The following is a 13,254-nucleotide window of genomic DNA, read 5'->3' as shown; positions in this document are numbered from 1 at the left end:
CTCATTATAGAGCTTATGAGTCTCCATTCTCCACTATTAAGCCATTATTTTGGCTAGCGCAGTATGAAATATTTCAAAATTTTGATTAATAAGCAGGAGAGCCGTGCAATGAATTGCTCTATCTTTTTTTAAACGAACATGGCAAAGAGTCATTAATCAACTCTTCTAGTCAGGAATTTTTACCATGACTGTATCTTACGACGTCATTATTATTGGTGGCGGACATGCTGGCTGTGAAGCTGCCGCTGCTTCTGCGCGAGCTGGTGCACGCACTGCATTGGTCACGCATAAAGCGGATACGATTGGTGTTATGTCTTGTAATCCTGCCATTGGCGGTTTAGGGAAGGGGCAACTTGTTCGCGAAATTGATGCACTTGATGGATTGATGGGGCGAGTTACCGATCAATCAGGCATTCAGTTCCGTTTGCTTAATCGCAAGAAAGGCCCTGCCGTCCGGGGTCCAAGAACACAGGCCGACAGAAAACTTTATCGCCAGGCCATGCAGCAAGCAATTGCTGAGCAGGATAATCTCGTGGTTATCGAAGGTGGTGCCGACGATATCATTACTCTAGACGGTAAGATTACCGGCGTTAGACTGATGGATGGACGCGAGATTTCTTGCTGTTCGGTTGTCCTAACTTCAGGCACATTCTTAAATGGTTTGATTCATATCGGCGAAATTAATTTTCCGGCTGGTCGTATGGGAGAAAAGCCTGCACTTGGATTAAGTGATACTTTAAAGAAGCTGGGCTTTGCGTTAGGTCGGCTAAAGACGGGTACACCGCCACGGTTGTCCAGTAGAACAATTGATTGGGATAGTTTGGAAAAGCAATCGGCGGATGAACACCCACTGCCATTTTCCATGTTGACTGACCGCATTACAGTACCACAAATTGATTGTGGTATTACCAGAACAACTGCAGAAACGCACAAAATTATTCGTGCCAATCTTCATCGCTCTGCTATGTATTCCGGTAATATCGAAGGAATTGGTCCGCGCTATTGTCCGTCAATCGAAGATAAAATTGTCAAATTCGGCGATAGGGATGGCCACCAGGTTTTCCTGGAACCTGAAGGTTTAGATGATGATACTGTTTATCCAAATGGTATTTCATCATCATTACCGGAAGAGGCACAACTTGCGCTTTTGAAGACTATTCCAGGCCTTGAAAATGCACGCATGCTTCAACCTGGTTATGCCATTGAATATGACTATGTTGATCCGCGCGAACTCAGCCGAACTCTTGAAACCCGTAAGGTTGAAGGACTGTTCTTTGCTGGTCAAATTAATGGTACGACTGGTTATGAAGAAGCTGCAGCGCAAGGGTTGTTGGCAGGTGTGAATGCGGCTAGACGTGCCTCAGGTGATGAGCTTGTTATCATTCAGCGTACCGAAGCCTATATTGGTGTGATGATTGATGATTTAACATCACGCGGTGTGAGTGAACCATATCGTATGTTTACGTCTCGAGCGGAATTCAGATTGTCACTACGTGCCGATAATGCTGATGAACGCTTGACACCACTGGCTGAAAAATTAGGCATTTTATCAACGGTTCGTCGTGTGAAATTTGCTGCAAGACAGCAAGCGTTGACCTTCGCCCGTGATTTAGCTCAAACAATCAATATTAGCCCCAACTTGGCTGCAAGCCATGGTTTGCATTTAAATCATGATGGTGTGCGCCGTAGTGTTTATGATCTGCTTTCTTACCCGAATATTGATATGGATCGTATCATTTCAATTTGGCCTGAATTTGCAAACTTCCCTGAAGTGACGCGCGAAGCTTTGCAAACGGAAGCTCAATATGCCGTTTATCTGGATCGTCAGAAAAATGATATTGTTGCGATGGAGCGGGACGAAAAACTATTTATTCCGGAAAGCCTTAATTATGCTGGTATTTCTGGTCTTTCAAATGAATTGAAACAAAAGCTTGAAACCCGCAGACCGGCAACAATTGCTGAAGCACAGCGTGTTGAAGGCATGACACCAGCAGCTGTCGCACTGTTAATCGCGCAAATACGCAAGCACTTGCGTCGTACAGAAGCACTTGATCAGGCAGTGTAAGTGTTATTGTTAATTGATTTTATTTGAATGAGCAGGGGTAAAATGGGTCACTATTCGCAGTTGAAAACTGTTAGTCCGACTGTTTCACGTGAAACAGTAGAGCGCCTGATTGCCTTCGAACAGTTGTTTATTAAGTGGAATGCAAGTATTAATCTTGCATCACCATCGACGATTGCCGAGTTATGGCAGCGCCATATTATGGATAGCGCACAGCTCTATGAACTGGTTTTGAGCCGTAAAGCTGATGCTAAAAACTGGCTTGATTTGGGCTCTGGTGGTGGATTTCCAGGAATCGTGCTTGGTTGCATGATGAAGGAAAATACTGAAAGCCGGATAATTTTGGTGGAAAGTGTTGTGAAGAAGGCCGCTTTTCTGACCACTGCCACTGGTAGTCTGGATATTCCTGTTGAAGTATATGCAGAACGGATTGAATCTCTTTGGGATCGAATTTCAACACCGGATATTATTACTGCACGGGCGCTGGCCTCGTTGAAAAAACTTTTTTCATTGACAGAACCGTGGATAAAGAATGGAGCTGTGGCTTTTTTCCAAAAGGGCCGAGATTACCAGAGAGAAATTGATGAAACTTTGGATGAATGGGATTATGATCTGGTGAAGCATAACAGTGCTGTCGATGATAATTCAGTTATTCTCGAGATTAGTAATCTGCGTAAAAAAATAAATAATCCGGATCTATCTACGGATAGTGAACAGAAAGCAGCAGGGCGACAGGGATGATGAAACGTTCTCGAATCATAACTATTGCAAATCAGAAGGGTGGCGTTGGTAAAACAACAACTGCCATTAATCTGGCGACAGCTCTTGCCGCAATTGGTGAAACTGTTTTGATCGTCGATCTTGATCCACAGGGTAATGCCAGTACTGGTTTAGGTATTGACCGTTTAAACCGCCCGCTATCATCTTATGATGTGCTGACTCAGGCTGCGTCCGTGCCTGAGGCTGCTGTTGCAACTGATGTCCCTAATCTTCATATTGTGCCATCTACTCTTGATTTGCTCGGCATTGAAATGGAAATTTCGCAAGCTGCAGACCGTACACGGCGATTACGAGATGCGCTGAAATTCGATTCCAGCGTTGCTGAGGCTTATAGCTACATTTTGGTGGATTGTCCGCCATCGCTTAATTTGCTGACTTTGAACGCAATGGCTGCAGCAGACTCTGTACTTGTACCATTGCAATGTGAGTTTTTTGCACTGGAAGGTCTCAGCCAGTTGTTACAGACAGTTGAGCAAGTACGTTCATCACTGAACCCTGATCTGTCGATTCAGGGCATCGTGCTGACTATGTTTGACAGCCGTAACAATCTTGCTTCTCAGGTTGTGGATGATGTGCGTAGCTTTATGGGTGAAAAGGTCTATCGCACTGTTATTCCACGCAATGTACGGGTTTCAGAAGCGCCATCGCATGGTAAGCCGGCGCTTCTTTATGACCTGAAATGTGCAGGTAGTCAGGCTTATTTACAGCTTGCATCAGAAGTAATTCAACGCGAGCGGCATTTACAAGCCGCTTGAATTATCGATTCGACTACGTAACAATTTTTAGAAAGTAGCCGTGACTATGAACGACGATCCTTCCAAAAAACGCCTTGGTCGTGGTTTAGCCGCTTTGATCGGGGATATTGATCGTCCTGTTGAAGAGCGCAAAACGCCAATCTCAGCAGAACACAATGTTCCTATTGAATTTATTACACGCAATCCGCGTAACCCGAGACGTATGTTTGCCGAACAAGATCTTGCGGATCTGGCACAGTCTATTCGTGAGCATGGCGTTGTGCAGCCGATTGTGGTGCGTCCGGCGCCGGGTAATCCTGAGCATTACGAACTGATTGCCGGTGAGCGTCGCTGGCGCGCTTCGCAGCGTGCAGGCCTTACATCCATCCCTGTTATCTTGCGTGATGTGGATGATCGTATCGCATTGGAAATTGCGATCATTGAAAACGTTCAGCGCGCAGATTTAAACTCGATTGAAGAGGCGCTTGGTTATCAACAGCTGATCGATAATCATGAATATACACAGGCTGATCTGGCTCAGGTGATTGGTAAAAGCCGAAGCCATGTGGCTAATACATTGCGCCTGCTGAAACTGCCTTCACAAGTGCAATCATTCATTACTGATGGTGCTTTGTCGGCCGGTCATGCACGCAGTCTGATTACGATGGAAAACCCTGTGGCGATGGCTGAGAAAATCGTTAAGGATGGTTTGTCAGTCCGTCAGGTGGAAGCGCTGGCGCAGGCCGAAGCGCAGGGTGAAAATCCACGCAAAGCTGAAAAAGCGGCACCTGTGGAAAAAGATGCTGATACAAAAGCATTGGAAAAACTGCTTTCAGATGTCACCGGTATGAAGGTGGAAATCAATCACCGTGAACGGGGCGGTGAAGTGCGTATTCGCTATAGCTCGCTGGAGCAATTGGACGAAATCTGTCGTCGCCTGCAAAGTTGATGCAGCTTAAAACTATTATTTAAAAACGGCCGCTGACTTATGATCAAGCAGAGGTCGTTTTTATTTAAAATAATATTTATATTTCAAGGTGTTAAACGATTATCGTGCCCGACTGTTGCGTACGCCTTCCACAACAAGCGCCATCAGACATTGACGTATGATGGGAACAGAAAGATCACTGTTCTGACGACTTTCAAGCACCGCTTTTTGCAAGCGTTCACCTGCGCGTGAAATGGATGGTGCCTGCCAGCGCGACAAAGCTGTTTCCATCAGTTTACGTCTGGTGAAAAAGATTGGCGGACGGGCAGCTGCAATGATCGTTGCTGGTGCTTTACGTTCTACGTCAACGCTATGGCGCATGATTTGCAATTGCTGAAACTGGCGTATGGCCGCATTGAGAATGAGAAAAGGTGCGGTGCCTGAGGTGACAAGTCGATCGAAAGCACTGTTGAAGTTCTTCATGTCACCGATCAAAAGCGCATCGATGACTTCATCGGTTGAAGCGACACTGACATCGCCAACGGATGCGCGAACGTCTTCCAGTTCAATACGGGGTTTATCTTTGGCATAAAGGCAGAGCTTTTCCAGCTCGCCACGGGTGGCTAAGCGGTCACCGCCAAGGCTCATTCGCAGCAGTTGGCGTGCCTCGCCGCTGATTTGCAAATTGGCGGCAGACAGAACATCATCAATCACGCCGTCAATGCCACGTGCATCATCGCTATAGCAGGGCAGAGCCATAGCTGCTGAGCCGTTTTCAGCGGCTGTGCGTAAGGCCGCTCCTTTTTTTAAATCACCAGCTTCAATCAGGATAATGGCATCTTGCGGCGGCTCAGTGGCCAAATGTTTGATAGTATCAGCCATGCTTTTCTGGCTGGAAACATTACGAACCCAGATTAGTCTTTTGCCACCAAACATAGAAATGGTCATGGCTTCATCATAAAGCTTACCCGGGTTTTGATCGACCTCGTCGCCTTCCATACGGATGACGGTAAAAGGATCATCTAAAGGCAGTCCGGTGGCTTTGGCAAAAATCTTTGCACGCTCGCTCACCAAGCCCTTATCGGGGCCATAGAGCAGGATGATTGGAAAGCTGCTGCTTGATCGGTTGATAAAAGCATCAACCTCATGTGATTTTTTCTGAGCCATAAAGCCTGTTTAACCCATTCGGGTTTAAACTTAAACGGCAATTTGCGGCAAGCTCAGACAAGTTTCACGAATAGATCATATTCATAAAAAAGGCCTGATTTCTAATCAGGCCTTTAAGAGCGGTTTAGCCGATGAGCAGGGCATCATCATCAATGTTTTGCCCGCGCACATCGCGGAACATTTTGATGAGATCTTCTACGCCTAAATTCTTGCGCTGATCACCTTCCACATCAAGCAGTACGTCACCGGCATGCAGCATGATGGTGCGGTCGCCATAATCAAGCGCCTGACGCATTGAGTGGGTGACCATCAAAGTAGTAAGCTTGTTTTCGCTGACCAACTTGCGAGTGAGTTCCATGATAAACTCAGCCATGCCCGGATCAAGCGCGGCTGTGTGCTCATCAAGAAGCAAGACTTCTGATTCTGCCAATGTTGCCATCACAAGGGATAAAGCCTGACGCTGACCACCGGAGAGAAGCTCCATGCGATCCTGCATACGGTTTTCCAAGCCAAGCTTTAAGCCGGACACACGCTCACGAAATTCTGCGCGACGATTTGAGGAAAGGGCAGGTGAAAGACCACGCTTTTTGCCACGTGCAGCAGCAAGTGCAAGGTTTTCTTCAATGGTGAGTGTTCCACAGCTACCAGCCAGCGGGTCCTGAAACACGCGCGCTACCAATTTTGCCCGTTCTGCTGTTGCTTGCTTGGTGACATCTTTGTTGTTGATGACAACCTTACCGCTCGTCGGGATAACATCACCGGCGAGTGTGCCGAGGAAGGTGGATTTCCCCGCACCATTGGAACCGATAACAGTTACAAACGAACCTTGCTGCATGGTGAGATTGATGCCGTTGAGCGCTTGTTTTTCAAGCGGTGTACCACGGCCAAAAATCACATTCAGATTAGAAACTTCAATCATTTTCATGCACCTCCGCGGCGAAGACGCGGCAAGATCAGCGCCAAGGTTACAAGCACAGCAGTGACCAGATTAAGATCGGAAGCTTTGAGGCCTAAGAAATCACTGGTGAGTGCCAGCTGGATCGCAATACGGTAGATAATCGAACCGACGACACAGCCAATGAGTGTAACAAGGATAAGGCGTGAGCGCAGCACTGTTTCACCGATAATAACGGCTGCAAGACCAACAACGATAGTACCGACACCGGAGGTCACGTCAGCAAAGCCGTTTGTCTGGGCAAATAGAGAGCCACCAAGCGCCACCAGAGCGTTTGAAAGCGCCATACCGAGGTAGATTTGTCTTTCAGGGCGGACGCCTTGTGCGCGTGCCATACGTGGATTTGCACCCGTTGCACGCATAGCAAGACCGGTGTCACTTTCCAAAAAGCGCCAAACCAGGATCACTGCAATAACGACAAGCACAAAAATGAATAACGGTCGCACATAATATTCAGGCACTCCGTGACCGAAGAACGGCGAAAGCATGGTGTCTTGATTGATCAGTGCAATATTCGGACGTCCCATCACACGCAAATTGACCGAGAAGAGCGCGATCATGGTGAGAATGGAAGCGAGCAGGTTGAGAATTTTAAAGCGGACATTCAATGTGGCGGTGACAAGTCCGGCAAGTGAACCTGCAACCATTGAAATGGCAGCAGCAAGCCAAGGATTAAATCCGGCTAAAATCAGCACGGCTGTGACGGCAGCGCCTAATGGAAAAGAACCGTCAACGGTAAGGTCGGGGAAATCGAGAACCCGGAACGCCAGATATACACCCAGCGCAACAAATGAAAATATCAGGCCTAATTCGACCGCACCCCAAAAGGCGATCTGACTCACAATGCCATTCCTTTAAATCTGGCGTACACACATGCCTAATTGCTTGCGAGTTGGCCGTTCATTTGTCCAGCAAAGTTACTGGTTCTGTGAAACAGTAATTTTGCTTTTATGATTAAATTTTCAGTTGTTTATCAGGCGGACCACAACAACGGAAAACGAAGAAAACGGCTGTACGATTTTTTATCATGCAGCCGATCTATATTAGTCGATCTTTTTGGTTGCGCGGTCAATTACTGCCTGCGGCAGTTCGATGCCCATTTTCTTGGCAGCACCCAAATTAACAACGAGATCGGTGCCTTTAGCAACTTCGACATCGATGTCGCCAGGTTTTTCACCTTTCAGAATGCGGGCTACAACCACACCGGTCTGTTTGCCGACATCATAATAGTTGAAGCCGAGGGCCGCAACTGCACCACGGGTGACGGAATCTGTATCAGCAGTGAAAAGCGGCAGCTTGCCTTCTTCGGCAACAGTTACAGCGCTTTCAAGAGCTGAAACGATGGTGTTGTCGGTTGGCACATACATGGCATCGGCACGACCGATGAGAGCTTGTGCAGCGCCTTTTACTTCAGATGATTTGGTGGCAGCCGATTCAACAATCTCGATGCCTTCACTCGCTGCTGCTTCTTTCAAAACAGCCAGCAGGGACACGGAATTTGTTTCACCGGAATTGTAGAGATAGCCGAGCTTTTTAATATCCGGCATGATTTCTTTAATCAAAGCCACATGTTCGGCAACCGGCGAAAGATCGGAAAGGCCGGTGACATTGCCGCCCGGCTTTTCCATGGTTTTGACGAGCTGTGCGCCGATCGGGTCGGAAGCTGCGGTAAAGACCACTGGAATATCACGGGTGGCAGCAACAACAGCCTGTGCGGAAGGTGTTGAAATTGGAACGATCACATCTGGCGCATCGCCGACAAATTGACGTGCAATCTGTGCCGCGGTTGCAGGATTGCCCTGAGCTGACTGATAGGTAAATTTGTAATTTTCACCGTCTTTATAACCGGCTTCTGCCAGTGCATCTTTAACGCCGTCACGAACGGCATCAAGCGCTGGATGTTCAACAATAGCGGTAACCGCTACCAAAACATCTTTAGCCATGGATGGAGTGGTGGCGATAGCAGTGGCAGCCAACAGTGCCAGAAACATTGAACGCATAAAGATCTCCCTCTTAATCTTTTCATGTTTTGTAAAGAGAATTAATGCAGTTTTCAATCGAAAGCAACGCAGCCAAAGTGCTAAGGTGAAACTCGATATAAATGTAGCGTGCAATAATTTGCGAAGGCGTGAATGGCGGGTTTCACCGGTATCCGGTTGGGGGAAAATTTTTAATTTGGATGGGCGATTAAGAGGCTTGAAGAAGCTGCGCCAAAAGCCAGCCGGATCAAAACGCTGCTGGATAGATTAACGAAAGCAGCTGATAATCAAGCCTAAAGAGGTGGTGATCCCGACTGGATTCGAACCAGTGGCCTACAGATTAGGAATATGATTTCGACGTAATAATATCATAGGTTTAGATATTCATGTCGCGTCCATGTCGCGTTCTAAATACTCAACAGCCTCTTACTGAAGCAATGCAAGCTCTGCTGCTGCCAGTTCTTCATCATCATTGCGTGGGAATAGGTGACCGTAAGTGTCCATAGTCAGGATGATTGACGAGTGGCCTAGACGCTCTTGAACGACCTTTGGCGGTAATCCTAAGCCACCATCTTCACGGCGATTGATACACCATGAAGCATAGAAATGCCGTAGGGAGTGAAAGCCGCTATATTTGGCGGACATGATAGGATTGCCGTCAGCATCCTTCTTACCTGCATCTATGCACACTCCAGCTCTTACCTGTGTAGGCTGGAAACCACGCTGCATAATGGCCGATAGGGTTTCAACCTTTCCCAGACCGTTCGGGAATGCGAGCTGTTCAGGCTTAATCTCTTCTTGGAGGACATTACCGTCAGCGTCCTTCATCTTTGGACGAGGACAGGCTAGGCGCCATTCCTTGAGTGTATTAACGACAAGGGGAGGGATTGGTACTGTTCGCTCACCGGCTTCTGATTTCGGCCGGCCGATCACATTGAACCTGTCAGCTCTTTGATGAACGTGAATTTCACGCTTTTCCAAATCAATGTCAGCCCATCGTAGCCCACGTAATTCAGAGGCTCGAAGACCGGTAAAGATCGCAGTCAGAATAACAGGTCGCCATTTGCCTTCTAGAGCGGCTACTATGGCCTTGATCTCGTCACGGGCAGGTATATCAACCCCAAGCTTCAGTTTGCCCTTCTGTCGACGTTCTAGGCGCTTTTCTTTGCCCTTAACCCGCGTATGGCTCTTTTCTCTGACTGCATTTCGAATCACTAAGCCACGTTCTTGTGCATCGGATAGCAACGAACCAAGACTGACTATGACCTTGCGTGTCATCGAGGCAGACCGCCCTTCGTCAATCATCCAGTCTTCAAAAGCGCGTACAGTTGGCACGTTCAGCCGTGAGAGCAGTGTGGTTCCCAGATATGGGATTATGTGCAAATCAAGGTGCTGGCGATACTGAACGATTGTGCCGCGTTCTAAGCCATTTTGCTCGCCGCGCTTAATCCATAGCTCACCTGCTTCACGAACAGTTGCGCTGGCACTGTCAGCTACATGAATGCCTTCACGCACTTCAACCTTAGCCGTTGCCTCAAAAGCATCAGCTTCCTTCTTACGGGCAAAGGTTTTCAGGCGGCGCTTACCCTGCATGTCCACATAGTCAACGACCCACGCAGATTTCTTCTCGCCCTTTGGAGTTGTCCATTCACGCTTACGGATCGACATGGCTATTTATCGTCGTGATCTGGGAAGCCGGGATCATCATCATAATCTATTTGGGATTGCAGGTAACGAAACTCGGCTGCATCGCGTCTATCTCGTTCTTCCTTTATTTGTTCGTCATACCATTCATCTAGCGTTTGCCGAACTTGTGCTCTTGTATTTTCATCTACATTGGGCACACGGCCAGTAGCTATCGCTTCAACCGTATCCCGAACTGCGTCGGTAATACCGCTTATCGCCCCTTCATAGCCCCTTACTTTACGAAGTGCCGTGAATAGATCGAGTAGATGCTGCAGCTGTGAATCTAAATTCATAGGCTCAGGAAACTCTTTTTCCAAAACCCGGACAATTTCAGTGTTCATAGATCGACCGGTTAGCGACGCGCGATCTTTGATCCGGTCACGGAGCCCGTCAGGGAGTCTAAGGACGTATTTATCTTGGGGTTGTATAGGTTTTTTGCTCATAGTAGCTACTAGCCATAAAATTTTCATTGACACAATACTAGCTATCAGCCATGGTTAACAAGTGGCTACCAGCCATTACTAAAATTACTTTAATCAGGACGGCTTTCAATGGCAGACAGAGACGATAAAATTGAGATGATCTGGGGCATCAACGCAATCGCAAAGTTGATAGGCAGAACGGATCGGCAGGCTTTCCACATGGCAAGCTCTGGGCAAATCCCTGCAAAAAAAGTTGGGGGACGATGGTGTGCTGAACGTGGCGAATTGATCGCCTTCTTCAAGGGAAAAGCAGCATGACCCAGAAAACAAAAGGCTCGGCAGAGGCGGCAACCTCAAAACCGAGCCAAATTGAAATTCCCTGTTCTAAGAAAGAATTCAATATGCAGACAAATACCACGCGGTCACAGCGTGATCAAGTGATGGGTATGGAAGACCCTATCTGTGACATGGAGAGCGCCGTTTCAATTATGAACCGGTTACTACAGGATAACTTCACTGTGCTTCCTACTAAAGTCACTGGTAATCCTGATTATTGGCATCTGACACAACGAGACGTTTCAGACATGTTCTTTGCTGCTGCTTTGATCAGCACTTATAGCGACCAGATCAAAACACATTGGCAGTCAGCGTGTGAGGCAGCACAATGAGCAATGACAAGGCGATTATCTCTAGTCTCAAAGAAATTGAATATGATTTCCGAGCGCTCAAGTGCATGTCCGGCATTCTGGCTGAGTTGTTAGATAGCAGTGTTGGGGCAACGGCTCGATACGATACAAGCCACCGCATCACGATCACACCGGATGAACTAGGGCATCTGTGCTTTGCATGGAATGACGTGGTGAGCAGGTCGGAGAGGCTTGAGCGTGAGTTTATGGCTCGTTTGTACCCGCAAGCAGTTGAGGGCAAACAATGCGCTTAATCCGTGTGACCATAGCCCGTTTTATCCTCAAGGCCGCTCGTCGGCTTGCGCTGGCAATCTGTCCAGCGTTGGGAGGTGAAGCATGATGCTCTTATACATACTCCGTAACCGGTTCTGGCAGTGGCTTGCACTCTGGGCGTGTAAACGTGCTGACCGTGCTTATGCAGCCTTCATTGAGAGGTATGACCGATGAGCAACAAGTTTAAGAGGAAAGGCAAATCTAAATTCATCATGATTGATAGCTACGTGAAGCGTAGCCCTGCATGGAAGGCACTCACACCGGTTGAGCGTGCCGTTTATATTGAGGTGAAGTGGCGGTATGACGGTGTGAATAATGGCCGTATTGGGTTGGGTCTCCGAGAGCTTGCCGAAGAGATCAACATGGGGCGCGATACAGCCGGTCGCGCTCTGGATGCTCTGGTTGGTTACGGCTTCATTGTGAAGACTAAAGCTAGTGCATTCAATGTTAAAAACAGAGCTGCCACTGAATGGCGTTTGACTGAATATACATGTGATGTGACTGGCGAATTACCGACAAAAACATTTATGAAATGGGAGCCGAAGAAAAAACAACAGTCGCATGCATCGGACACACAGTCGCATGCATCGGACTGTACAGTTGAAAAAGTGGCTCAAAAAAGTGCTCACAGTCGCACCCATCGGACTGTGATGCCTATTTTTGACGTTTCACAGTCGCACCCATCGGACACATATATATATACCACAGGGAGTGAGGCTGACACAGTTACTGAGTACGCTAACTCAAGTGGCTCTGGTGATCCTTTTCCCAAGCTAAGTAATCCAGCTGATGCCAAGGCTTTTGTGAAGGCTATGCAAATTCCATCCAAGCATATGGAAATAGCAATTCAGCGCATCATGTCTGGAACTCTTTTCCCACGGGTCGTTGATAATTGGAAACGCGAAGCTAAGGGGGCGGTAGCATGAGCCAGCTAGATCTTTTCACATGGGCAGATGAGAAGCCTTCGAACGTGATTGATGCAATGCCTCGGATTATCCGTAAGGCGGCAATGGAAGTAATCTACGATATCCCAAATTACAAAGGTGACGGGCGAGTGGCTGTATTCCAAGAAAGGAAACGCGCATGACACGTCAAATTAATCCCCGTGTTGTTGAGGCTGGTCAATGGCTGGCTACTATTCCACAGCATCACAAGCCCCAGCCGATCATTCCTGAAATGATGAAGCTGTTTGATTTGACCATGCTGGAAGCAACCGAGGCTGTGGCAGAAGCAAACCTGATCAGAGCGAGGGCATTATGATTGCATATGACCCCAAAGTGAATGAAGCCGCGCATTGGGTGGCAACAACCCGCCATGCTTATGGAACCCCACTTGTGACTGTAATCCGTGAGCGATTTGACCTGACAGGGAAAGATGCCGTTTTGGCGCTGACTATTGCCAGACGCTTGAAGGTGGAGGATTGATTGTTGTGCTGAATTCAGCTATACACATTCGCAGAATTGATCGTTCTGCTCACTGGCTGGCCGGGAGCAAAGACGACAATCACCTTCGGCAGTATCGGCTACCAAACCGAGCGCGAAGCACAAAACGGGCAGTTTGCCCAGTGTTTCCACGTAACCGT

17 protein-coding genes are annotated in these 13,254 nt (G+C 47.7%); 11 read left to right on the top strand and 6 right to left on the bottom strand.

Annotated elements, in window-relative coordinates; translation table 11 throughout:
* The first annotated feature begins 184 nt into the window (after nt 1–184).
* From mnmG to ACI0FR_RS00940, 4 genes are read left to right on the top strand one after another with little or no spacing between them, the layout of a single operon-like run.
* Nucleotides 185–2,065 (top strand): tRNA uridine-5-carboxymethylaminomethyl(34) synthesis enzyme MnmG, encoded by a 1,881-nt coding sequence (gene mnmG, locus ACI0FR_RS00955; RefSeq protein WP_404906779.1) that lies wholly within the window; start codon nt 185–187, stop codon nt 2,063–2,065.
* Nucleotides 2,066–2,107: 42 nt separating this feature from the next.
* Nucleotides 2,108–2,803 carry a 16S rRNA (guanine(527)-N(7))-methyltransferase RsmG gene (rsmG, locus tag ACI0FR_RS00950; RefSeq protein ID WP_404909735.1) on the top strand — a complete coding sequence of 232 codons (696 nt, stop codon included), beginning with the start codon at nt 2,108–2,110 and terminating at the stop codon, nt 2,801–2,803.
* A complete protein-coding gene (locus ACI0FR_RS00945; RefSeq protein ID WP_374828835.1) occupies nt 2,800–3,597 on the top strand; it encodes a ParA family protein in 798 nt (265 codons plus the stop codon). Before rsmG ends, ACI0FR_RS00945 begins: the two co-directional genes overlap by 4 nt.
* 46 nt (nt 3,598–3,643) lie before the next feature.
* Nucleotides 3,644–4,525 carry a ParB/RepB/Spo0J family partition protein gene (locus ACI0FR_RS00940; RefSeq protein WP_404906781.1) on the top strand — a complete coding sequence of 294 codons (882 nt, stop codon included), beginning with the start codon at nt 3,644–3,646 and terminating at the stop codon, nt 4,523–4,525.
* A gap of 99 nt (nt 4,526–4,624) precedes the next feature.
* Here the strand turns inward: ACI0FR_RS00940 and holA are convergent, their stop codons facing one another.
* The 6 genes from holA to ACI0FR_RS00910 all read right to left on the bottom strand — a co-directional run bounded on the left by holA (nt 4,625) and on the right by ACI0FR_RS00910 (nt 10,734).
* Nucleotides 4,625–5,671, bottom strand: a complete 1,047-nt coding sequence (holA, locus tag ACI0FR_RS00935; protein ID WP_404906782.1) for a DNA polymerase III subunit delta — start codon at nt 5,669–5,671, stop codon at nt 4,625–4,627.
* 124 nt (nt 5,672–5,795) lie between these two features.
* Complete coding sequence (locus ACI0FR_RS00930; protein ID WP_404906783.1) at nt 5,796–6,590, bottom strand: ABC transporter ATP-binding protein; 795 nt, start codon at nt 6,588–6,590, stop codon at nt 5,796–5,798.
* Nucleotides 6,591–6,592: 2 nt separating this feature from the next.
* On the bottom strand, nt 6,593–7,468 hold the full coding sequence (locus tag ACI0FR_RS00925) for an ABC transporter permease (RefSeq protein ID WP_374828831.1): 876 nt from the start codon (nt 7,466–7,468) through the stop codon (nt 6,593–6,595).
* Between the two features lie 201 nt (nt 7,469–7,669).
* Nucleotides 7,670–8,626 carry an ABC transporter substrate-binding protein gene (locus tag ACI0FR_RS00920; protein WP_374828830.1) on the bottom strand — a complete coding sequence of 319 codons (957 nt, stop codon included), beginning with the start codon at nt 8,624–8,626 and terminating at the stop codon, nt 7,670–7,672.
* 405 nt (nt 8,627–9,031) lie between these two features.
* Nucleotides 9,032–10,273, bottom strand: a complete 1,242-nt coding sequence (locus ACI0FR_RS00915) for a tyrosine-type recombinase/integrase (protein WP_404906784.1) — start codon at nt 10,271–10,273, stop codon at nt 9,032–9,034.
* A gap of 2 nt (nt 10,274–10,275) precedes the next feature.
* Nucleotides 10,276–10,734 carry an Arc family DNA-binding protein gene (locus tag ACI0FR_RS00910; protein ID WP_461667866.1) on the bottom strand — a complete coding sequence of 153 codons (459 nt, stop codon included), beginning with the start codon at nt 10,732–10,734 and terminating at the stop codon, nt 10,276–10,278.
* A gap of 108 nt (nt 10,735–10,842) precedes the next feature.
* Between ACI0FR_RS00910 and ACI0FR_RS00905 the strand changes: the two genes are divergently transcribed.
* The 7 genes from ACI0FR_RS00905 to ACI0FR_RS00875 all read left to right on the top strand — a co-directional run bounded on the left by ACI0FR_RS00905 (nt 10,843) and on the right by ACI0FR_RS00875 (nt 13,096).
* Complete coding sequence (locus tag ACI0FR_RS00905) at nt 10,843–11,031, top strand: DNA-binding protein (protein ID WP_404906786.1); 189 nt, start codon at nt 10,843–10,845, stop codon at nt 11,029–11,031.
* Nucleotides 11,028–11,381, top strand: a complete 354-nt coding sequence (locus ACI0FR_RS00900; protein WP_404906787.1) for a hypothetical protein — start codon at nt 11,028–11,030, stop codon at nt 11,379–11,381. Before ACI0FR_RS00905 ends, ACI0FR_RS00900 begins: the two co-directional genes overlap by 4 nt.
* Nucleotides 11,378–11,653, top strand: coding sequence for a hypothetical protein (locus tag ACI0FR_RS00895; RefSeq protein ID WP_404906788.1), 276 nt, complete (start codon nt 11,378–11,380; stop codon nt 11,651–11,653). Before ACI0FR_RS00900 ends, ACI0FR_RS00895 begins: the two co-directional genes overlap by 4 nt.
* A gap of 189 nt (nt 11,654–11,842) precedes the next feature.
* A complete protein-coding gene (locus ACI0FR_RS00890; protein WP_404906789.1) occupies nt 11,843–12,598 on the top strand; it encodes a hypothetical protein in 756 nt (251 codons plus the stop codon).
* On the top strand, nt 12,595–12,759 hold the full coding sequence (locus ACI0FR_RS00885) for a hypothetical protein (RefSeq protein WP_404906790.1): 165 nt from the start codon (nt 12,595–12,597) through the stop codon (nt 12,757–12,759). The genes ACI0FR_RS00890 and ACI0FR_RS00885 overlap by 4 nt, the downstream gene beginning before the upstream one ends.
* Nucleotides 12,756–12,932: a hypothetical protein gene (locus ACI0FR_RS00880; RefSeq protein WP_404906791.1), complete on the top strand. Its 177-nt coding sequence runs from the start codon at nt 12,756–12,758 to the stop codon at nt 12,930–12,932. The genes ACI0FR_RS00885 and ACI0FR_RS00880 overlap by 4 nt, the downstream gene beginning before the upstream one ends.
* Nucleotides 12,929–13,096, top strand: coding sequence for a hypothetical protein (locus ACI0FR_RS00875; protein ID WP_404906792.1), 168 nt, complete (start codon nt 12,929–12,931; stop codon nt 13,094–13,096). The genes ACI0FR_RS00880 and ACI0FR_RS00875 overlap by 4 nt, the downstream gene beginning before the upstream one ends.
* Nucleotides 13,097–13,254 lie beyond the last annotated feature (158 nt).

Source organism: Paenochrobactrum sp. BZR 201-1 (assembly GCF_044987585.2).
GTDB lineage: Bacteria > Pseudomonadota > Alphaproteobacteria > Rhizobiales > Rhizobiaceae > Paenochrobactrum > Paenochrobactrum pullorum.
Note: the sequence above shows the minus strand (reverse complement) of the source record. Positions and strands in the feature narration are given on the sequence as shown.